Below are 23,525 nucleotides of genomic sequence, written 5' to 3'. Positions count from 1 at the left end.
GGTGACGATGCACGGTGAATGACGACAAGCTGCGCGACTATCTCAAGCGGGTGGCCGCCGACCTGCACTGGACCAAGCAGCGCCTCGGTGAGGCCGAGGCCAAGGACCGGGAACCGATCGCCGTCGTCGCGATGGGCTGCCGCTACCCCGGCGGTGTGCGCACCCCCGAGGACCTGTGGCGCCTCGTCTCGGCGGGCACCGACGCGATCACGCCGTTCCCCGCCGACCGCGGCTGGGACCTGGCCGACCTGCACGACCCGGCGGGGGAGCGCCCCGGCACCACCTACAGCGCCGAGGGAGGCTTCCTCGACGACGTCGCAGGCTTCGACCCCGGCTTCTTCGGGATCTCCCCGCGCGAGGCCCTCGCCATGGACCCGCAGCAGCGGCTCTTCCTGGAGACCACCTGGGAGGCCTTCGAGCGCGCCGGGATCGACCCGCACACCCTGCGGGGCAGCCGTACCGGCGTCTTCGCCGGAGTGATGTACCAGGACTACGCGGCCCGGCTGCGCCAAGTGCCCGACGACGTCCAGGGCTACCTCGGCAACGGCAGCTCCGACAGCGTCGCGTCCGGCCGTATCGCCTACACCTTCGGACTCGAAGGCCCCGCCGTCTCCGTCGACACCGCCTGCTCGTCGTCGCTGGTCGCCCTCCACCTGGCCTGCCAGGCGCTGCGGCAGGGCGACTGCACGCTCGCGCTCGCCGGCGGCGCGATGGTGATGTCCACGCCGGTGCCGTTCGTGGAGATGAGCCGGCAGAACGGCCTCGCCGCCGACGGGCGCTGCAAGTCCTTCTCGGCCGCCGCCGACGGCACCGGCTGGGGCGAGGGCGTCGGCATGCTCCTCCTGGAGCGGCTGTCCGACGCCCGCCGCAACGGGCACCCCGTGCTCGCGCTCGTACGCGGCTCCGCCGTCAACCAGGACGGTGCGAGCAGCCGCCTCACCGCGCCCAACGGGCCTTCGCAGCAGCGCGTCATCCGCCAGGCCCTCGCCCACGCCCGGCTCACGGCGGCGGACGTCGACGTCGTCGAGGCGCACGGTACGGGCACGCCGCTCGGTGATCCCATCGAGGCGCAGGCGCTCCTCGCCACGTACGGCCGCGAGCACACCGCCGAACGGCCGCTGCTGCTCGGGTCGTTGAAGTCCAACATCGGCCACACGCAGGCCGCCGCCGGCGTGGGCGGCGTCATCAAGATGATCCTCGCCATGCGGCACGGCGTGGTGCCGCCGTCCCTGCACGGCACCGACCTCAGTCCCCAGGTCGACTGGTCCACCGGGGCGCTGAAACTCGTCACGGACCCCACCGACTGGCCCGAGACCGGCCGCCCGCGCCGCGCCGCCGTCTCCTCCTTCGGCGTCAGCGGCACGAACGGCCATGTCGTCCTGGAGCAGGCCGAGCCGGTGGGGGAGCGGCCGGTGGGGGAGGGGCCGGTGGGGGAGGGGCCCACCCCGCAGCCCCGTGTGGAGCACACCGGCCCCCTGCCCTGTCTCGTCTCCGCGCGTGACGGTGGTGCTCTGCGCGCCCAGGCGGCCGCCCTCCGCGCCCACCTGGTGGACCACCCCGATCTGCGCCCGGCCGACGTCGCCCACACCCTGGCGAAGGGCCGGGCCGCGCACGAGCAGCGGGCCGCCCTCATCGCCGACGACCGGCAGGCGCTGCTCGACGGGCTCGACGCGCTCGCCCGCGACACCGACCCGCTGCCGCCGGGCACCGTGCGCGGCGCGGCCCGTACCGGCGAGGCCGTCGCCTTCGTCTTTCCCGGTCAGGGCTCCCAGTGGCCCGGCATGGCACGCGAACTGCTCGACGCCTCACCGGCGTTCGCGGCCCGGCTCGCCCAGTGTGCCGACGCCCTCGCCCCGTACACCGACTTCGCACTCCTGGACGTGGTCCGCGGCGTCCCCGGCGCCCCGGGGTTCGACCGCGTGGACGTCGTGCAGCCCGCGCTGTTCGCGGTGATGGTCTCCCTCGCGGAGGTGTGGCGCGCCCACGGCGTCGAACCCGCGGCCGTGGTCGGGCACAGCCAGGGCGAGATAGCCGCCGCCTGCGTCGCGGGGGCGCTCACCCTCGACGACGCCGCGAAGGTCGTCGCCCTTCGCGCGAGGGCGCTGCGGGCCCTCGCCGGGCACGGCGGCATGGCGTCGGTCCCGCTCCCCGCCGACCGCGTACGGGAACGCGTCGCGCCGTGGGGCGGACGGATCGCGCTCGCCGCTGTCAACGGCCCCGAGTCGGCCGCCGTCTCCGGCGACCCCGACGCCTTGGCCGAACTGCTCGCCGCCCTCGAGGCCGACGGCGTACGGGCCCGGGCCATCCCCGTCGACTACGCCTCGCACGGCCCGCACGTCGAGCGGATCCGCGCCGAGCTGTCCGAGGCCCTGGCGGACATCGCGCCCCGCGCGGGGGTCGTACCCTTCTACTCGACCGTCACCGGCGGCCTCCTGGACACCGAGCGCCTCGACGCCGCCTACTGGTTCGAGAACCTCCGCCACACCGTGGAGTTCGAGCAGGCCACGCGTGCCCTGCTGGCCGACGGCCACCGCGTGCTCGTCGAGGTCAGCCCGCACCCCGTCCTGACGGCGGGCCTTCAGGACACCGCTGCCGCCGCCGGCACCGACGCCCTCGCCCTCGGCACACTGCGCCGCGACGACGGCGGCCCGCGCCGCGTGCTCACCGCCCTCGCGGAAGCGCACGTGCGCGGCGTCCCCGTCGACTGGGACGCCGCTCTCTCCCGGTACAGCCCGCACCACGTCGACCTGCCGACGTACGCCTTCCAGCGGGAGCGCTACTGGCTGGAGGACACCGGCACGCCCGCGAGTGACGCCGCCTCCCTCGGCCTGGACCCCTCGGGGCACCCGCTCCTCGGCGCCGTCGTCGCGCTCGCCGACAGCGACAGCCTGCTGTTCACGGGGCGGCTCTCGCTGCGCACCCACCCCTGGCTCGCCGACCACACCGTGCAAGGCAACGCCCTGCTGCCCGGCACCGCCTTCCTCGAGCTCGCCGTCCTCGCGGGCGACCGCACCGGCTGCCCCCGCGTCGACGACCTCACCCTCGAAGCGCCCCTGACGCTGCCCCGGGACGGAGGCGTCGTGTTGCGCCTGTCCGTCGGCGCTGCGGCCGCCGACGGCACCCGCACCCTGGCCCTGCACGCGCGGCCCGACGACCCGGACACGGACGACGAGTGGACCCGCCACGCCACCGGCCTCCTCGCCCCGGCCGCCGCCGAGCCGCCCGCGGACCTGAGCGCCTGGCCGCCGCCCGGCGGCGAGCCCATCGACCTAGACGGCATGTACGCGCGCTACGCCGAGGGCGGCTTCGCCTACGGGCCCGCCTTCCAGGGCCTCACGGCGGCGTGGCGGCTCGGCGACGACCTGTACGCCGAAGCGGTGCTGCCGCCGGAACTCCACCAGGATGCCCAGCGGTTCGCCCTGCACCCGGCGCTGCTCGACGCCGCTCTGCACGCCAGCGGAGTGACCGCTGAGGACGCCGGGGGCGACGGCGGGCGCATGCCGTTCGTCTGGTCGGGGGCGACCCTGCACGCGTCGGGCGCCGTCGCGCTGCGCGTCCGCCTGGCCCGGACCGCGCCGGACACCCTCGCCCTCGACGTCGCCGACGCCACGGGCGGCCCCGTCGCCTCCGTGGAGTCCCTGACCCTGCGCCCGGCGGCACCGGGCGCAGGGGCGGCCCGAACCCACCACGACTCGCTGTTCCAGGTGGAGTGGTCCCCCCTCACCTGCCCGCCCGCACCCGTGACCCCCGACTGGGCGGTCATCGGCCCCGTCGACGCCGCCCTGCCGACGGCGGCGACCGCCTATGCCGACACCGCGGCCTTCATCGCCGCCCTCGACGCGGGCACGACCCCTCCCAGCCTCGTGCTGGCGCCGCAACCGCCGTGCGAGGACGCCGACGCGGACGGCGTGGAGGAGGTGCACGCCGCCGTCCACCGGGCCCTGGAAACCCTCCGGATCTGGCTGTCCGACGAGCGTCTCGCCGATACGAGGCTCGCCCACGTCACCCGGGGTGCCGTTGTCACCGGGGACGTCGTCAATGGTGCGTCGGCTGCCGCCGTCGCGGGCGGAGTAGGTGGCGGCGGCGCGTCAGCTGGCGTGGCCGGTGGCGCCACCGGCGCTTCGTCAGCGGTCGCCACCAGGGGGGCCGTCCGTGACGCGTCAGCGGTCGTCATGGGGGGCGCCGTCGGTGACGCGTCTGCCGTCGTCATGGGGAGCGCCGCGGGTGATGCCTCAGCCGTCGTCATGGGGAGCGCCGGTGGTGACGCGTCAGCGGTCGTCACTGGAAGCGCCGTCGGTGACTCGGCAGCCGTCGCCGCCGAGGGGGCCGATGGCGACGCGCCCGCCGACGGCGCCCGGGGGTCCGTCGGCGACGCGCCCATCGACCCGGCCCGCGCCGCCGGTGACGTGTCAGCCGTCGTCACGGGGGGTGCCGCCGGTGACGTGTCAGCGGTCGTCACGGGGAGCGCCGCCAGTGATGCCTCAGCCGTCGCCACGGAGAGCGCCGCCGGTGACGCGCCAGCCGTCGCCGCCGAGGCGGCCGATGGCGACGTGCCCGCCGACGGCGCCCGGGGGTCCGTCGGCGACGCGCCCATCGACCCGGCTCGTGCCGCCGTGTGGGGCCTCGTGCGCTCCGCCCAGACCGAGCACCCCGGCCGCTTCGTCCTCCTCGACCTGGACGAGGACGCGGCACCGGAGACCGTCGCCGCCGCGCTCGCCTCCGGGGAACAGCAGCTCGCCGTACGCGGCGACACCGTCCTGACGCCCCACCTCGCCAAGGTCCCCGACACCGACCCGGTCCAGGCCGACCTCGACCCGGACGGCACCGTCCTCATCACCGGCGGCACCGGGCTGCTCGGCTCCCGCGTGGCCCGCCACCTCGTCGCCCGGCACGGCGTCCGCCACCTCCTCCTCGCAGGACGCGGCGGCCCCGACGCGCCAGGCGCCACAGAGATCACCGCGGAACTCACCGAACTCGGTGCCCACGTCACCGTCGCCGCCTGCGATGCCGCCGACCGGGACGCCCTCGCCGCCCTGCTCGACGGCGTCCCCGCCGGCCATCCCCTGACGGCCGTCGTCCACGCCGCGGGCGCCCTCGACGACGGCGTCATCACCTCCCTCACGCCCGACCGCGTCGACACGGTGCTGCGCCCCAAGGCGGACGCGGCCCTGCACCTGCACGAGCTCACCCGCGACATGGACCTGCGGGCCTTCGTCCTGTTCTCCTCCGCCGCGGGTACCTTCGGCGGCCCCGGCCAGGGCAACTACGCCGCCGCCAACGCCTACTTGGACGCCCTCGCCCAGCACCGCCGCGCCCTCGGCCTGCCCGCGCAGTCCCTGGCCTGGACCCTGTGGGAGCAGCGCTCCGCCCTGACCGGCCGGCTCGACGACGCCGACCTGCGCCGCCTGACCCGCTCCGGCATGCCGCCGCTCGCCACCGAAGAGGGCCTCGCGCTCCTCGACGCGGCCCTCACCGTCGACGCCCCGGCGCTGCTGCCGCTCCGGCTCGACCCGCGCGCCGTGCGGGCCCGGGCCGCCGAGGGGGAGCCGGTGCCGCCCCTCCTGCGCTCCCTCGTACGCGTACCCGTACGCGTACGCAGGGCCGCGTCCGCCGCCGCACCCTCCGGGGACACCGGCGCCGCACTGCCCGAGCGTCTCGCCGCGCTGCCCGAGGCCGAACGCCTGCGCACGCTCGTCCAGTTGGTGTGCGCCCAGGCCGCCGCCGTGCTCGGCCACACCTCGGACAGCGCGGTCGTACCGGCGCGTGCCTTCCGCGACCTCGGCTTCGACTCCCTCGCCTCCGTCGAGCTGCGCAACCGCCTGAACGCCGCCACCGGCCTGCGGCTGCCCGCCACGCTGGTCTTCGACCACCCGTCGCCGGAGGCCCTGGCCGCACACCTCCGGGACGAACTCACCGGCACGTACCCCGCATCGGCCCCCACACCCGTGTCCGCCGCGTCCGCCGTCGACGAACCGATCGCCATCGTCGCGATGGGCTGCCGCTTCCCCGGAGAGGTCCGCACCCCGGACGACCTGTGGCGGCTCGTGGCCTCCGGCGGCGACGGCATCCGCGCCTTCCCCACCGACCGCGGCTGGGACCTCGACGCGCTCTACGACCCGGACCCCACCCACACCGGCACCTCGTACGTGCGCGAAGGCGGATTCCTCACCGATGCCGCCCACTTCGACCCCGACTTCTTCGGCATCTCGCCCCGCGAGGCGATCGCCATGGACCCGCAGCAGCGCCTCCTGCTCACCCTCACCTGGGAGGCGTTCGAGCGCGCCGGCATCGACCCGGCCGCGGTGCGCGGCACCCCCGCGGGCGTCTTCATCGGCCTGATGCAGCAGGACTACGCGGTACGGCTCCTGCCGCACATCCCCGAGGACGTCGAGGGCTTCCTGGGCACAGGCAACTCCGGCAGCGTCGTCTCCGGCCGCATCGCCTACACCTTCGGCCTCGAAGGCCCCGCCCTCACCATCGACACGGCGTGCTCCTCCTCGCTCGTGGCCCTGCACACGGCGGTCCAGTCGCTGCGCCGCGGCGAGTGCGCGCTCGCCCTCGCGGGCGGGGTCACCGTGATGTCCAGCCCCGAACTCTTCGTGGAATTCAGCCGCCAGGGCGGCCTGGCCGCCGACGGCCGCTGCAAGTCCTTCGCCGCGGGAGCGGACGGCACCAGCTTCGGCGAAGGAGCCGGAATCCTGCTCCTGGAGCGGTTGTCGGACGCGCGTCGGAACGGGCATCCGGTGCTGGCGGTGGTGCGGGGCAGCGCGGTCAACCAGGACGGTGCGAGCAATGGTCTGACGGCGCCGAACGGTCCGTCGCAGCAGCGGGTGATCCGTGCGGCGCTCGCGGACGCGGGGCTGTCGGCGAAGGACGTCGACGCGGTGGAGGCGCACGGTACGGGCACCACGCTCGGGGACCCGATCGAGGCGCAGGCGCTGCTCGCGACGTACGGCCAACAGCGCACGGGCGGAAGGCCGTTGTGGCTGGGATCGTTGAAGTCCAACATCGGTCACACCTCCGCGGCGGCCGGTGTCGCCGGAGTGATGAAGATGGTCCTGGCCATGCGCCACGGACTGCTCCCGCAGACGCTCCACGTCGACGAACCGACCCCGCAGGTCGACTGGTCGGCGGGCGAGGTGCGGCTGCTCGACGAGGCGCGCGCCTGGGAGACCGGTGGCGGGCCGCGGCGGGCCGGTGTCTCGTCGTTCGGCGTCAGCGGGACGAACGCGCACGTGATCGTGGAGCAGGTGCCGGAGGAGCCCGCCGCGGCGGAGGCTTCCGAGGTGCGTACGCCCGTGCCGTGGGTGCTGTCGGCGAAATCGCCGGAGGCGCTGCGGGCGCAGGCGGAACGGCTGCTGAAGTCGGAGGCGTGCGGTGCGGGCGTCCGGGTCGGCGACGTGGGCCTGTCGCTGGCCGCTACCCGCACGCACCACGAGTACCGGGCTGTGGCGGTCGGTGACCACCACCAACTGCAGCAGGGCGTAGGCGCGTTGGCGACCGGTGAGCCCTCGCCGTTCGTCGTGACGGGGAAGGCGTCGGTGTCCGGCGGTGGGACGGTGTTCGTGTTCCCGGGGCAAGGGGCGCAGTGGGCGGGCATGGCGCGCGAACTGCTCGATGAGTCGCCGGAGTTCGCCGGGTTCATGGAGGAGTGCGAGGCGGCCCTGTCCCCCCATGTGGGGTGGTCGTTGCTGGACGTGGTGCGCTCGGGCGACGGGCTCGAGCGGGTCGACGTGGTGCAGCCCGCGCTCTTCGCGGTGATGGTGTCACTGGCGCGGCTGTGGCGTGCCCACGGCGTCGTGCCCGATGCCGTCGTGGGGCACTCGCAGGGGGAGATCGCGGCGGCCGTGGTGGCCGGCGCGTTGACGCTGGAGGACGGGGCGAAGGTCGTCGCCCTGCGCAGCCGGGCGATCGTGCGGCTTGCCGGGCACGGCGGGATGGTGTCGCTGGCCGTGTCGTCGGCGCGGGCCGCCGAGCTGATCGAGGCCTGGGACGGGCGCCTGTCGGTGGCCGCCGTCAACGGCCCCTCGGCCGTGGTGGTCTCCGGCGGCTCCGACGCCCTTGCCGAGCTGCTGGCCGGCTGTGAGGCCGAGGGGGTACGGGCCCGTCGTATCGACGTGGACTATGCCTCGCACTCGGCTCATGTGGAGCGGATCGAGGAGGAGTTGCGGGAGGTTTTGGAGGGCATCGAGCCGGTCGCCGGGCGGGTCCCGCTGTTCTCCACGGTTGCCGGTGACTGGCTGGACACCTCGGGGATGGACGCCGGTTACTGGTACACCAACCTGCGCCGCACCGTCGCCTTCGAGCCCGCCGTCCGCACCCTCGCCGCCGACGGATTCGGCGCCTTCGTCGAGGTGAGCCCGCACCCCGTCCTGACGATGGCGGTCGAGGAGACGCTGGAGTCGGCCGGGGTGACGGCCCCGGTACTCGGCACGCTGCGCCGTGCCGAGGGCGGCCTGGACCGTATGCTCCTGGCCCTCGGCCAGGCCCACGCACACGGTCTTCCCGTCGACTGGACGCCCGTCTTCGACGGCACCGGCGCCACCCGCGTCGACCTGCCCACCTATCCCTTCCAGGAGCGCCGCCTCTGGCTGGACGTCCCGACCACCAGCTGGGACGTCGCCTCGGCCGGACTCGGCACGACGGGACACCCGCTCCTCGGCGCCGCCGTGGAGGTCGCCGACACCGGCGAACTCCTCTGCACGGGACGGCTCTCACGGCGTACGCACCCGTGGCTCGCCGAGCACGCGGTCGAGGGGACCGTCCTGCTGCCCGGCACCGCCTTCCTGGAACTCGCGCTGCGCGCCGCCGCCGAAGCCGGGTGCGCCGCGGTGGACGAACTCACCCTGTCCGCACCGCTGTTGCTGCCGGAAGAGGGCGCCGTTCTCGTACAGGTGCGGCTCGAAGCGCCCGACGGGGAGGGGCGGCGCGCGCTCGGCCTCTACTCACGCGCCGAACGCGACGCCCAGCGCGACGCCGAGGACGTAACCGGGACCGGAATCGGGACCGGAATCGGGGCCGGACAGTCGTGGACGCCCCACGCCACCGGCACTGTCACCCCCACCGGACGACCCGCCGGACCCGCCCTCATCGCCTGGCCGCCGCCCGGGGCCGAGGCCGTGGACGTCGAGGGACTGTACGAGCGGTTCGCGGCCGCCGGATACACGTACGGCCCCACGTTCCGGGGCATCCGCGCCGCCTGGGCCCTGGACGGCGAAATCTGTGCCGAACTCGTCCTGGACGAGCGCCAGCACGCCGACGCCCCCGGATACCGCCTGCACCCGGCGCTCCTGGACGCCGCCCTGCAGACCGCCGCGCTGCTGCCCGGCCGTGACGACACCGCGCGGCTGCCCTTCAGTTGGAACGATGTGACCGCGCATACCACCGGGGCCACCGCCGTACGGGTCCGGCTCACCGCCGACGGTGCGGACGCCGTCGCCCTGACCGTGTACGACCTCGCGGGACAGGAGGTTCTGTCGGCCGGTTCGCTCGCCCTGCGCCCCGCCGCCCCGGGCGGGCTGACCCACGCGGGAGGCGGCAAGGACGGGCTGCACCGGGTGGACTGGGTGCCCGTGCCTGACGTCAAGGAACCGGAAGAGGCGCTGAGTTGGGGCGAGCTGTCGGACCTGCTCGCTGATCCGGACAGCCCCGTGCCCGCCCTGGTCGTCGCGGACTGCCCGCACCCGGATGCCCCGCACGGCGGCGCAGGTGAAGGTGGGGACGAGGGCGCGGTGTTCCACGCCGTCACCGCCGACTGCCTCGCCCTCGTACAGGAGTGGCTGTCCGACGAGCGGTTCGACGGCTCCGTCCTCGCCGTCGTCACCCGGGGCGCCGTGCGCACCGGACCCGGCGACCGGACGGCCGACTGGACGCGGTCCGGCACGTGGGGGCTGCTGCGGACCGCGCAGGCCGAACACCCCGGCCGGTTCCTGCTCGTGGACCTGGACGGCCACCCGGAGTCGCGTGCCGCCCTGCCCGCCGCGCTCACCTCCGGCGAACCCCACGTCGCCGTACGGGCCGGGGAGATCCTCGTGCCACGCCTGACCGCCGGGCCCGGCCGGGACACCCTGGTGCCGCCCCCGGACAGCGCGGACGGCTGGCAGATCGCCCTCTCCGGGGACGGCACGGTCGACGGGCTCACGGCCGTGCCCGCGCCCGACGCGCTCGCCCCGCTCGGAGCGGACCAGGTGCGGGTCGCCGTACGGGCCGCGGGCCTCAACTTCCATGATGTGGTGGTCTCCCTCGGACTCGACCCCGACCAGGCCGGGCTCGGCAGCGAGGGCGCCGGAGTCGTCCTGGAGGTCGGCGCCGGCGTCGGTGACCTCACGCCCGGGGACCGGGTGATGGGGGTCTTCGCCGGCGCGTTCGGGCCGACCGCCGTCGCCGACCGGCGCACCCTCGCCCGGATACCGGCCGGCTGGACCTTCGCGCAGGCCGCGTCGGTGCCGATCGCGTTCCTCACCGCGTACTACGGCCTGTTCGACCTCGGCGGGCTGCGGCGCGGCCGGTCCGTCCTGGTGCACGCGGCGGCGGGCGGCGTCGGCATGGCCGCCGTCCAGCTCGCCCGGCACGCCGGGGCCGAGGTGTACGGGACGGCGAGCCCCGCCAAGCAGGGCGTGCTGCGCGCCTCCGGCCTGGCCGACGACCACATCGCCTCCACCCGCACCCTCGACTTCGCCGACCGCTTCCTCGCGGCCAGCGGCGGCCGGGGCGTGGACGTCGTACTCGACTGCCTGGCAAGGGAGTTCGTCGACGCGTCGCTGGCGCTGCTGCCGCGCGGCGGCCGGTTCGTGGAGATGGGCAAGACCGACATACGCGACGCGGAAGAGGTGGCACGCGACCACCCCGGCGTCCACTACCGGGCCTTCGACCTCATGGAGGCCGGAGCGGAACGGGTCGGCGCCATGCTCGCCGAGGTGCTCTCCCTCTTCGAGCGGGGCGTCCTGACGCCGCTGCCCCTTACCTGCTGGGACCTGCGCCAGGCCCCGCAGGCGTTCCGGCACCTGAGCCAGTCCCGGCACATCGGCAAGAACGTCCTCACCCTGCCCGCGCCCCTCGACCCGGACGGCACCGTCCTGATCACCGGCGGCACCGGCACCCTCGGCGCACTCGTCGCCCGCCACCTGGTCACCGCCCACGGCGTACGCCGTCTGCTGCTGGCGGGGCGGCTCGGCATGGGCGCCCCGGGCGCCGGACACCTCGTACGCGAACTGCGTGACGCCGGCGCCGAGGTGACCGTCGCGGCGTGCGACGCGACCGACCGCGCCGCGCTCGCCGAACTCCTCGCGGGCGTACCGCACGCGCACCCGCTCACCGGTGTCGTGCACGCCGCCGGAGTCCTCGACGACGCCACCGTCACCGCGCTCACGCCCGAGCAACTCACCCGCGTACTGCGGCCCAAGGCGGACGCCGCGCTCGCCCTGCACGAACTGACCCGGGAGCACGACCTCGCCGCCTTCGTCCTGTTCTCGTCCGGCGCCGCCCTGCTCGGCGCCGCCGGACAGGCCAACTACGCCGCCGCCAACGCCGCACTAGACGCCCTGGCCGCACGCCGCCGTGCCGAAGGGCTGCCCGCCGTGTCCATCGCGTGGGGCATGTGGGAGGAGCGCAGCGCCCTCACCGCGCACCTCACCGACGCCGACGTACGGAAGATGGCGCGGGGCGGCATCGGCGCCCTCTCCACCGCAGAGGGCCTCGCTCGCTTCGACGCGGCCCTGGGCGCGGCGCAGCCGCACGTACTGGCCGCCGACGTCGACACGGCCAGGCTGCGCGCGGCGGCCGCCACGGGCACCCCGTTGCCGCCGCTGCTCAGCGGTCTTGTGCGTGGCGCACCCCGCAAGGGCGCCGCACCCGCCGCCTCCGCCGCGCCCGCCGGGCCCTCGCTCGCCGAGCAGTTGGGCGGCCTGTCACCCGCCGAGGCGCACCGCTCCCTGCTCGACCTGGTGCGCGGCAACGCCGCCGCCGTCCTCGGCCACGCCTCCACCGAACTGGTCGGAGCGGACCGGCCGTTCAAGGAGCTCGGCTTCGACTCCCTCACCGGCGTCGAACTCCGCAACCGGCTCATGACGGTCACCGGGACACGGCTGCCGGCCGCCCTCGTCTTCGACCACCCCACCCCCGAAGCGCTCGCCCGCCACCTCGCCGCCCGGCTCCTCACCGGTTCCGCACCCGCCGCGCCACCCGGCGCCGCCGAACTCGACCGGCTCGACACGCTCGCCGCCGAACTGGCCGACGCGGGTACCGACGGGGCCGAGCGGCGCGCCGATCTGGCCCGGCGGCTGCGCGGCGCCCTCGCCCGCCTGGAACCGGCGACGGAGGCCGCAGGGGCCGACGGCGGCGCGGACTCCGCCGCGGCCGTCGAGTCCGCCACCAACGAAGAGATCTTCGACCTGATCGACAAGGAGCTGGGCATCTCGTGAGTCCCGTCCAGAAGCCGCAGCACGAACGGAACGAGCAGAAGCCGCAGCGCGAACGGAGCGAGCAGAAGCCGCAGCACACCGAGCAGAAGCTCCGCGACTACCTCAACCGCGTCACCGTCGACCTGCGCGACACCCGGCGACGGCTGCGCGAGGCCGAGGGACGCGGCCGCGAGCCGATCGCCGTGGTCTCGATGAGCTGCCGCTTCCCCGGCGGCGTCCGCACCCCCGAGGAGCTGTGGGACCTCCTCGCCGAGGGCCGTGACACCGTCACCGGCGTGCCCGGCGACCGCGGCTGGGACACCGCACGGCTCACCGCGGGCGGGGTGCCCTGCCGCGGCGCGTTCATCGACGGCGCCGCCGACTTCGACGCCGAGTTCTTCGCCGTCTCCCCGCACGAGGCCGTCGCGATGGACCCGCAGCAGCGGCTGCTGCTCCAGGCCGCGTGGGAGGCCGTCGAACGCGCGGGCATCGACCCGGCGTCGCTGCGCGCCACCCGCACCGGGGTCTTCGCCGCCGCCATCGACCAGGGCTACGCCCAACTCGGCACCGGCGCCCCCGAGCTCGTCCAGGGCTTCCTGATGACCGGCAACTCCATGAGCGTCATGTCCGGCCGCGTCGCCTACGCACTCGGCCTGGAAGGGCCCGCGGTCACCGTCGACACCGCCTGCTCGGCGTCGCTCGTCGCCCTGCACCAGGCGGCGCGTGCGCTGCGCGCCGAGGAGTGCTCGCTCGCCCTGGCGGGCGGCGTCACCGTGATGTCGCGGCCCTCGGTGTTCACCGAGTTCAGCCGGCAGGGCGCCATGGCCGCCGACGGCCGCTGCAAGCCGTTCTCGGCCACCGCCGACGGCACGGGCTGGGGCGAGGGCGTCGGCATGCTCCTCCTGGAGCGCCTCTCGGACGCCCGCCGCAACGGCCACCCCGTCCTCGCCGTGCTGCGCGGCTCCGCCGTCAACCAGGACGGCGCCAGCAACGGACTCACCGCGCCGAACGGACCCAGCCAGCAGCGCGTCATCCAGGCCGCGCTCGCCGACGCGGACCTGACCGCCGCCGACGTCGACGCCGTCGAGGCCCACGGCACCGGCACCACCCTCGGCGACCCCATCGAGGCCGACGCGCTGCTCGCCACGTACGGCAGGGAACGGCGCGCCGAACAGCCCCTGTGGATCGGCTCGCTCAAGTCCAACATCGGCCACACCCAGGCCGCCGCCGGCGTCGCGGGCGTCATCAAAACGGTCCTCGCGCTGCGCCACGGACTGTTGCCGCAGTCCCTGCACATCACCGAACCGACCCCGCACGTGGACTGGAGCGAGGGCGCCGTCGCGCTCCTGACCGAGGCCAGGAAGTGGCCGGGGACCGGCGGGCCGCGCCGCGTGGGCGTCTCCTCCTTCGGCATGAGCGGCACCAACGCACACGTCATCCTGGAACAGGCCCCCGAGCCCGAACCCGACTCTGAGTCCGGGTCCGCCGCTCAGCCGCACCCCACCGGCACCACCCCGGACGCCGTCCCGTGCGTCCTCTCCGCACGCACCGCGGCCGCCCTGCGCGACCAGGCCGTACGCCTCAGGGCACGCCTCTCCGCGGACCCGGAGGCGCGCCCCGCCGACATCGGCTACTCGCTCGCCACCACGCGTACCGCGTTCGCGCACCGCGCCGCCGTGACAGCCGCCGACCGCACTGAACTCCTCACCTCGCTCGACGAGATGGTCCGCGCCGCCCGCGCCCCGGAGAGCGCCGCGTCCGCCGTGACCGGCCTCGCGGTGCCCGGACCCGGCCGAGTCGCGATGGTCTTCCCGGGGCAGGGCGCGCAGTGGCCCGGTATGGGACGCGAACTCCTCACCTCCGCCCCGGAGTTCGCCCGCTCCATGGCCGCCTGCGAGGGCGCGCTGTCCCCCTACGTGGACTGGTCGCTGCACGACGTCGTACGCGGCGGGGGGCCCGGCGCGGCCGCGCTCGACCGGGTCGACGTGGTGCAGCCCGCACTGTTCGCGACCATGGTGTCGCTGGCCGCCCTGTGGCGGTCGTGGGGTGTCGAGCCGGACGCGGTGGTGGGGCACTCGCAGGGGGAGATCGCCGCGGCGGTGGTCGCCGGGGCGCTCTCCCTGGAGGACGGGGCGAAGGTCGTCGCCCTGCGCAGCCGGGCCATCGCCGCGCTCGCGGGCGCCGGCGGAATGGTCTCCCTCGCGGTCCCCCGCGAGCGGGCCGAGGAAGTGATCGCACCCTGGGCGCCCCGGCTGTCGGTCGCCGCCGTCAACGGCCCCGCGTCCGTGGTCGTCTCCGGCGACGCGGCGGCCCTCGCCGAACTCACCGCGCAGTGCGCGGCCACGGGCCTTCGGGCCCGCACGATCCCCGTCGACTACGCCTCCCACTCCGCGCACGTCGAAGGCATCGAGCAGCAGATCCTGACGGCCCTCGCAGGCATCGCCCCGGCCGCCTCCCGCGTCCCGCTCTTCTCCACCGTCACGGGGGAGTGGCTGGACACCACGGCGATGGACGCCGCGTACTGGTACCGGAACCTGCGCCGCACCGTGCGCTTCGACACCGCCGTCCGCGCACTCGCCGAGCAGGGCCACGGCGTCTTCCTCGAAGTGTCCCCGCACCCTGTCCTGACGGCGCCGGTCCAGGACACCGCCGATGCGGCGGGCTTCCCCGACGCCGTCGTCACCGGCACCCTGCGCCGCGACGAGGGCGGCATCCGCCGCGCCCTCACCTCCGCGACCGAACTGTGGACGCGGGGTGTGCCGGTGGACTGGCGGAAGGTGTACGAGGGCTGGGGCGCGGCCCGCGTCGACCTGCCCACGTACCCGTTCCAGCAGCGCCGCCACTGGCTGACCCCCGCCTCGCCGCCGCCCGCCGACGGCGACGCGGACTTCTGGAACCTGGTGGAACGCGGCGACGCGACGGAAGCGGCCACCGCCCTCTCCGTCGACGCCGCCCCCCTCCGCGAGGTCCTCCCCGCACTTCGCACCTGGCGCCACCACCACAACACGACGGACCCGACCGCCGCCTGGCGCTACCGCGTGACCTGGCACCCCGTCCCCGACCCACCGGCCCCCACGCTCACCGGAACGTGGCTGGTCCTGATCCCCGAGAACCACGGTGAGACGGAAACCGTACGGAACGCCCTACGGGCATTGCGGGAGCACGGCGCCGAGGTGGTCACGGCGGAGGTCGCGGCGATGGGCGGGGTCGGCTCGGCTGCTGGGGGTGGGGGTGGGGGTACCGCCGACGGGGGCGGCCCGGCGGTCGGCTCCGGGGGCGCGGCCGGTGGGGTCGGCTCGGCTGCCGGTCCCGGGGATGTCGCCGGCGGGGTCGGCCCGGCGTCGGGCTCTCACGGTGCCGTCGGCGGGACCGGTCCGGCCCCCGGCTCCTGGGGTGCCGTCGAGGGGTTCCGTTCGGGCACCGGCCCTCGGGACGGCGCCGACGGGGTCGGCCCGGAGCCGGGCTCTCAGGGCCCCGCCGGCGGGGCCGGTCCGACGGCTGGCTCCCGGGGTGCCGTCGACGGGGTCCGGCCGGGCATCGACCCTCGGGACGGCGCCGACGGGGCCTGCTCCGTCACCGGCTCCGGGGGTACCGCTGCCGGCCTCGGGGATGTCGCCGACGGGGTCGGCCCGGCGTCGGGCTCTCACGGTGCCGTCGGCGGGGCCGGTCCGGCCCCCGGCTCCTGGGGTGCCGTCGAGGGGTTCCGTTCGGGCACCGGCCCTCGGGACGGCGCCGACGGGGCCTACTCCGTCACCGATCCCGGGGGTGCTGCCGACGGGACCTGCCCCGTCACCGATCCCGGAGGTACCGCCGACCGCACCCGTCTCGCCGCCACCCTCGCCACCGCTGTCGCCGACGGTCGGCCCCTCGCCGGAGTTCTCTCCCTTCTCGGGCTGGCCGATCAGCCGCATCCCCGTCACCCGGGGCTGCCCGCCGGCACGGCTCTGACGCTCGCGCTCGTTCAGGCGATGGGCGATCTCGGTGTCACCGCGCCTCTGTGGTGTGCCACGCAGGGCGCCGTCTCCACCGACGCGGCCGATGTGCTCGCCGCGCCCGCGCAGGCGCAGGTGTGGGGCACCGGGATGGTCGCCGCGCTCGAACACCCGCAGCGCTGGGGCGGGTTGGTCGACCTGCCCGGCACGGTCGACGCCCGGGCCGGGGAACGGCTCTGCGCGGCGTTGAGCGGCGTGGACGGCGTGGACGGCGAGGAAGGCGAGGACCAGCTCGCGGTGCGTCCTGCCGGCCTCTTCGTACGCCGTCTCGTCCGCGCCCCGCGCCCCGCCCACCCCACCGGCACCCGCCCCTGGAAGCCCCGCGGCACCGTCCTGCTCACCGGCGGTACCGGAGCCCTCGGCCCGCACCTCGCCCGTTGGCTGGCCCGCGGCGGTGCCGCGCACCTGGTCCTGCCCGGGCGGCGCGGGGAGGACGTACCCGGAGCGGACCGACTCCGCGAGGAACTCGCCGAGTCCGGCACGACGCTCGCGATGCCCGTCTGCGACCTGGCCGACCGCGACCAGGTCGAACGGCTCCTCGCCGGACTCGACGCGGACGGCACACCCGTCACCGCCGTCGTGCACGCCGCCGCGTACATCGCGCTCGCCCCGCTCGACACCATCCCCGTGGCGGCGTACGAGCGTGTCGTCGCCGCCAAGGCGGCGGGCGCGGCCCACCTCGACGCCCTGCTCGACCGCGACCTCGACGCGTTCGTGCTGTTCTCGTCGATCGCCGGCGTGTGGGGAAGCGGCGACCACGGCGCGTACTCCGCGGCCAACGCCCACCTCGACGCCCTCGCCCAGTACCGGCGCGGCCGCGGCCTGCGTGCGACCGCCGTCGACTGGGGCATCTGGCGGGCCGGCCCGCCGGACGGAAGCACCGCACCGCCCTCCGACCTCTTCAACCTCGAAGAGCACGGCCTGCCCCGCATCGACGCCGAGCGCGCACTCGACGCGCTCCAGCAGGTCCTCGACGACGACGAGACGCTCGTGACCGTCGCCGACGTCGACTGGGAGCAGTTCGCCCCCGTGTTCACCTCCAGCCGCCCCAGCCCGCTCCTGAGCACCGTCCCCGAAGCCCGCCGCGCCCTGGCAGGACCCGGTGACGGCGTCGGCGACGGCGACGCCCCGGCCGCCTCCGAACTGCGGCGGCGGCTCACCGCGCTGCGGCAGCCCGCCGAGCGGGACCGGCTGCTGCTCGACCTCGTCCGCGGCCATGCCGCCGCCGTCCTCGGGCACGACCGAGCGGACGCCGTACCGCCCGGAACGGCGTTCCAGGAGCTCGGTTTCGCGTCCCTCACCGCCGTCGAACTCCGCAACCGCCTCAACAAGGCGACCGGTCTGCGGCTGCCGTCGACCCTCGTCTTCGACCACCCGTCGGCCACCGCGCTCGCCGCCCATCTGAAGTCCCGCCTGCTCGGTGCGGAGGAGGCGGCGGCCGTGGCGGGGGCAGGTCAGGGGGTCCGTTCCGAAGTCGCCCGTCTCGAAGTCACCCGTCCTGAAGTCACCGGTGACGAACCGATCGCCATCGTCTCCATGGGCTGCCGCCTCCCGGGCGGCATCGCCTCACCCGAGGAACTCTGGCGGCTGCTCGCCGACCGGGGCGACGCCGTCACCGGGTTCCCTGCCGGGCGCGGCTGGGACCTCGACGCGCTCTACGACCCCGACCCGGAGAACCCGGGGACCTCGACCACCCGGCACGGCGGATTCCTGCACGACGCCGCCGACTTCGACGCCCCCTTCTTCGGCATCTCGCCCCGCGAGGCCCTCGCCATGGACCCGCAGCAGCGGCTCCTGCTGGAGATCTCCTGGGAGGCGCTGGAACGCGCGGGCCTGGACCCGGAGGCGCTGCGCGGCAGCCGTACGGGCGTCTTCACCGGCGTCAACTACAGCGACTACGGCGCCGCGGTGGCCCGCTCCGCGGAGGGCGAGGGGCACCTGCTCACCGGCAGCGCCCCCAGCGTCGTCTCCGGGCGCGTCGCCTACACCCTCGGCCTGGAGGGCCCGGCGGTCACCGTCGACACGGCGTGCTCCTCCTCCCTGGTCGCCCTGCATCTGGCCGCCCGCGCGCTGCGCGCCGGGGACTGCTCGCTGGCCCTGGTCGGCGGCGTCGCGGTGATGGCGACACCGGGCGCCCTCATCAGTTTCTCGCGGCAGCGCGGGCTCGCCGCCGACGGCCGCTGCAAGGCGTTCTCCGACGACGCCGACGGCATGGGCATGGGCGAAGGAGCCGGCGTGCTGCTCGTCGAGCGGCTGAGCGAGGCCCGCCGCAACGGCCACCCCGTCCTCGCCGTGCTGCGCGGCTCCGCCGTCAACCAGGACGGCGCCAGCAACGGCCTCTCCGCGCCCAACGGGCCCAGCCAGCAGCGCGTCATCCGCGCCGCCCTCGCCGACGCGGGCCTGTCCGGCGCGGACGTCGACGTCGTGGAGGCCCACGGCACGGGCACCACACTGGGTGACCCCATCGAGGCCCAGGCGCTCCTCGCCACGTACGGGCGGGATCGGCCCGAAGGGCGGCCCCTCCTGATCGGGTCCCTCAAGTCCAACATCGGCCATACGCAAGCACTTTCGGGCGTCGCGGGCGTCATGAAGACGGTCCTGGCCCTGCGCCACGCCACCGTCCCGGCGACGCTCCACGTCGACCGTCCCACCACCCACGTGGACTGGACCGAGGGGGACGTCGCGCTCGTGACCGAGGCCGAGCGGTGGCCCGAGACGGGCAGACCACGCCGCGCGGGCGTCTCCTCCTTCGGCCTCAGCGGCACCAACGCCCACGTCGTCCTGGAACAGGCCCCGGAGCCCACAGAACAACCCGCGACCGACCCACCGGAGTCCGAGCGTGTCCGCCCCGCCCCGGCGGTCGTCCCCTGGTGCCTGGCGGCCCGGTCCGCCGACGCCCTGCGCGATCAGGTCGAACGCCTGCTCCGTCACCTGGACCGGGCGGCCCCCGCCGACGCGGCAGACGTCGCCCTCTCCCTCGCGGGACGCACCGCCTTCCCGCACCGCGCCGTCCTCGTCGGCGGCCACGGCCAGCTGCTGGCCGCCCTGAAGGAGTGGGCCGCGGGCGGCGCCCCCGCCGTCAACGGCGTCGCGGACCCCGACGGGCGCACCGTCCTGATGTTCCCCGGCCAGGGCTCGCAGTGGACCGGCATGGCCCGCCGACTCCTCGACGAGTCGCCGGAGTTCGAGGCCGCCATGCACCTGTGTGCGGCCGCGCTCGAACCGTACGTGGTGGACTGGTCACTGCTCGACGTCGTGCGCGACGGCACCGGCCTCGACCGCGTCGACGTCGTGCAGCCCGTCCTCTTCGCCGTCATGGTGTCCCTCGCACGGCTGTGGCGGGCGTACGGCGTCGTCCCGGACGCCGTCGTCGGGCACTCCCAGGGCGAGATCGCCGCGGCCGTGGTGGCGGGCGCGCTGACGCTGGAGGACGGGGCGAAGGTCGTCGCCCTGCGCAGCCGCGCGATCGCGCGGATCGCCGGGCACGGCGGCATGGTGTCGCTCGCGCTGCCGTCGCGGCAGGCCGCCGAGCGGATCGCGCCCTGGGCCGGACGGCTGTCGGTGGCGGCGGTCAACGGGCCGTCGACGGTGGTGGTCTCCGGCGACGCGGACGCCCTGGACGAGCTCATGGCGGCCTGTGGGCCGGACGGTGTACGAGCCAAGCGCGTCGACGTCGACTACGCGTCCCACTCCGCCCACATGGAAGCCCTCGAAGCCGAACTCGTCACCGCCCTCGGCGGCATCGAGCCCGTCACCGCGGACGTCCCGCTGTACTCCACGGTGACGGACGACTGGCTGGACACGGCGACGATGGACGCCCGCTACTGGTACGCCAACCTCCGCCGCACCGTCGGCTTCGAGTCCGCCGTCCGCGCCCTCGCCGCGGCGGGTCACCGTACGTACATCGAGGTGAGCCCGCACCCGGTCCTCACCCCGGCCGTCGAGGAGACCCTGGAGTCGGCGGACGCCGACGCGGCCGTGCTCGGCACCCTGCGGCGCGACGAGGGCGGCATGGAGCGCGTGCTCCTGTCCCTCGGCGCCGCATGGGCGCACGGCGCCCCCGTCGACTGGGCGCCGCTCCTCGCGGGCACCGCGGCTCACCGCGTCGACCTGCCGACGTACGCCTTCCAGCACCAGCCCTACTGGGCCGTGCCCGGCCCGGACACCGGCGGCGATGTCACGGCGATGGGCCTCGGCGCGACCGGGCACCCCCTCCTGGGCGCGGCCGTCGAGCTCGCCGACACCGGCGAGACGCTGCTCAGCGGGCGGATCTCGGCGCGCACCCACCCCTGGCTCACCGACCACGCCGTATCGGATGTCGTGCTGCTGCCCGGCGCCGCGTTCGTGGACCTCGCCGTCCGCGCCGGCGACGAGGCCGGCTGCCCCGTCCTGGAGGAACTCACCCTCCAGGCGCCCCTGGTGCTGCCCGCGACCGGCGGCGTGCAGCTGCAGGTGCGCGTCGGCGCCCCGGACGCCACCGGCCGCCGCACCGTGGACGTACACGCCCGGCCGGACGCAGTGACCGACGCGCCGTGGACGCCGCACGCCTCCGGATTCCTGACCGAGGCGGATGCGCGAGCCGAGGCGGCTGCGCGAGTCGAACCGGCCGCGCGAGTCGAACCGGCCGCGCGAGCCGAACCTGCCGCACGAGCCGACGCGGCCGCGCGAGCCGAACCTGCCGCACGAGCCGACGCAACTGCGCGAGTCGAACCTGCCGCACAAGCCGACGCGGCTGCACGAGCCGACGCGGCCGCACGAGCCGACGCAGCCGCACGAGCCGACGCGCCCGCACAAGCCGAACCTGCCGCACGAGCCGCGGAAGAGTCACCGCTGGACAGGGCCGGCCGGCCCCCGGCCGGTGCCGAGCCGGTCGATGTCGGCGACCTCTACGACCGCTTCGCCGCGGCCGGATACGGCTACGGTCCCGCCTTCCAGGGCCTGCGCGCCGCCTGGCGCCACGGCGGCGACCTGTACACCGACGTACGCCTGGACCAGGACCAGCACGCCGCAGCGGCCGCCTTCGGCATTCACCCCGCGCTGCTCGACGCGGCGCTCCAAGGCCTGTGGCTGGCACCCGGCAGCGCCGGGGGCGCGGATCTCGCACCGGGCACCGCACGGCTCCCGTTCGCGTGGACCGGCGTGACCCTGCACGCCTCCGGCGCCACCGCGCTGCGCGTCCGCCTCTCCCGGAACGCCGACGAAACCGTGTCCCTCACCGCGCACGACCTCTCCGGCCGGCCGGTGATCACGGTGACCGGACTCGCCGTCCGGCCCGTCGACGTCGAGGCCCTGCACGCTGCCACCACCCCGGCGGCGGACGACTCCCTGTACCGCCTGGAGTGGACGCCCGTACCCGCACCGGTCCCGGCCACCGACCGCACCCCGCCCGCTCGTTGGGCCGCTCTCGGCTCCGGCGTGCCGCTGCCCGACACCTACCCGGATCTCGCCGGCCTCGCCGCGGCCGTCGACCGCGGGGCACCCGTGCCCGACGTGGTCCTCGTACCGTGTGCCGCGGCCGACGGGGACGACGCACCCGCCGTACGGGCCCTCGTGGGCAGCACCCTCGCGCTGCTCCGGACCTGGCTCGCCGACGACCGGTTCGCCGACGCCCGCCTGGTGTTCCTCACGCGCGGCGCCGTACGCACGGGACCCGGCGACATCCTGAGCGATCCGGCCGCCGCCGCGGCACGCGGCCTGGTGCGGTCGGCCCAGTCCGAGCACCCCGGCCGCCTCTTCCTCGTCGACGCGCCGGACAGCGACGAGCTGCTCGCCCTGCTGCCGGGCGCCCTCGACCTCGGCGAACCCCAACTGGCCCTGCGCGGCGGCCGACTGCTCGCCGCCCGCCTCGCCCGCGTACCGGCACCGAAGGAAGCCGGCGAACGCCCCGCACCGCTCGACACCGGCGGCACCGTCCTCGTCACCGGCGCCGGCGGCGTGCTCGGCGGGCTCGTGGCCCGGCACCTCGCGGCCCGGCACGGGGTGAAACACCTGCTCCTGGCCGGCCGGCGCGGAGCCGACGCGCCCGGAGCCGCCGCACTCCTCACCGACCTCCAAGAACTCGGTGCCGAAGCGGACTTCGCGGCCTGTGACGTCGCCGACCCGGCGGCCGTCGCGGAGCTGCTCGCGAGGGTGCCGGCCGAGCACCCCCTGACAGGCGTCGTGCACGCCGCCGGCGTCCTCGACGACGGCGTCCTCACCTCGCTCACCCCCGAACGCCTCGACCGCGTCCTGCGGCCCAAGGTCGACGCGGCCCTCGTCCTGCACGAGGCGACCCGCGACCTGCCGCTCTCCGCGTTCGTGCTCTTCTCCTCGGCGGCGGGCGTCATCGGCAACGCGGGCCAGGCCAACTACGCCGCCGCCAACGCCTACTTGGACGCCCTGGCCGAGCGCCGCGCCGCCGAGGGGCTGCCCGCCCAGTCCCTCGCCTGGGGTCTGTGGGAACAGCGCAGCGAGATGACCGGCACGCTGGGCGGGACCGGACTCCGGCGGATGACCCGCGGCGGAGTCGCCGCGCTCTCCGACGCCCAGGGCCTCGCACTGTTCGACGCGGCGCTGCGCCTCGACGACGCCGTCCTCGTGCCCGTCCGCCTCGACACCGCCCGGCTGCGGGCGGGCACCGCGCGTGGCTCCGTGCCGCCGCTGCTGCGGGGCCTGGTGCGCGGCGCCCGGCCCACCGCGGCCGGGGTCGACACCGGGCAAGTGGCGTCCCTGCACGATCAGTTGGCGCCCTTGAGCGCCGAGGAGCGCCGGGAGCGGATCGAGGAGCTGGTGCGGGCCCGCGTCGCCGACGTACTCGGGCACGCCGGCCCCGAAGGAATCGACCCGGAGCAGGCGTTCAAGGACCTCGGTTTCGACTCCCTGACCGCCGTCGACCTCCGCAACCGCCTGAACGCGGCCACCGGCCTGCGCCTGCCCGCCACCCTCGTCTTCGACCACCCGACCCCCGCCGCCGCGGCCGCGTACGTGACCGACCGCCTCGCCCCGCCCACCGAACCCGCCTCACCCACCGAACCCGTCGCCCCCGACCCCGACCCCGACGCGATCAGGGAGATGGAAGTGGACGCCCTCGTGCGCATGGCTCTGGGCGGCGGCGGTGGCGAGCGTGCTTGAACCGGAGCGGGAAGAAGGGAAGAAC

2 protein-coding genes are annotated in these 23,525 nt (G+C 75.7%); both read left to right on the top strand.

Features of this window, described 5'->3' with window-relative positions; all coding sequences use genetic code 11:
• The first annotated feature begins 14 nt into the window (after positions 1-14).
• A complete protein-coding gene (locus ACI2L3_RS15475; RefSeq protein WP_404752869.1) occupies positions 15-12,419 on the top strand; it encodes a beta-ketoacyl synthase N-terminal-like domain-containing protein in 12,405 nt (4,134 codons plus the stop codon).
• A complete protein-coding gene (locus tag ACI2L3_RS15470) occupies positions 12,416-23,500 on the top strand; it encodes an SDR family NAD(P)-dependent oxidoreductase (protein ID WP_404752868.1) in 11,085 nt (3,694 codons plus the stop codon). The genes ACI2L3_RS15475 and ACI2L3_RS15470 overlap by 4 nt, the downstream gene beginning before the upstream one ends.
• Positions 23,501-23,525 lie beyond the last annotated feature (25 nt).

This window comes from Streptomyces sp. NPDC029674 (assembly GCF_044903205.1).
GTDB lineage: Bacteria > Actinomycetota > Actinomycetes > Streptomycetales > Streptomycetaceae > Streptomyces.
The sequence above is the reverse complement of the archived record's forward strand: the minus strand, read 5'-3'. Positions and strand labels throughout refer to the sequence as shown.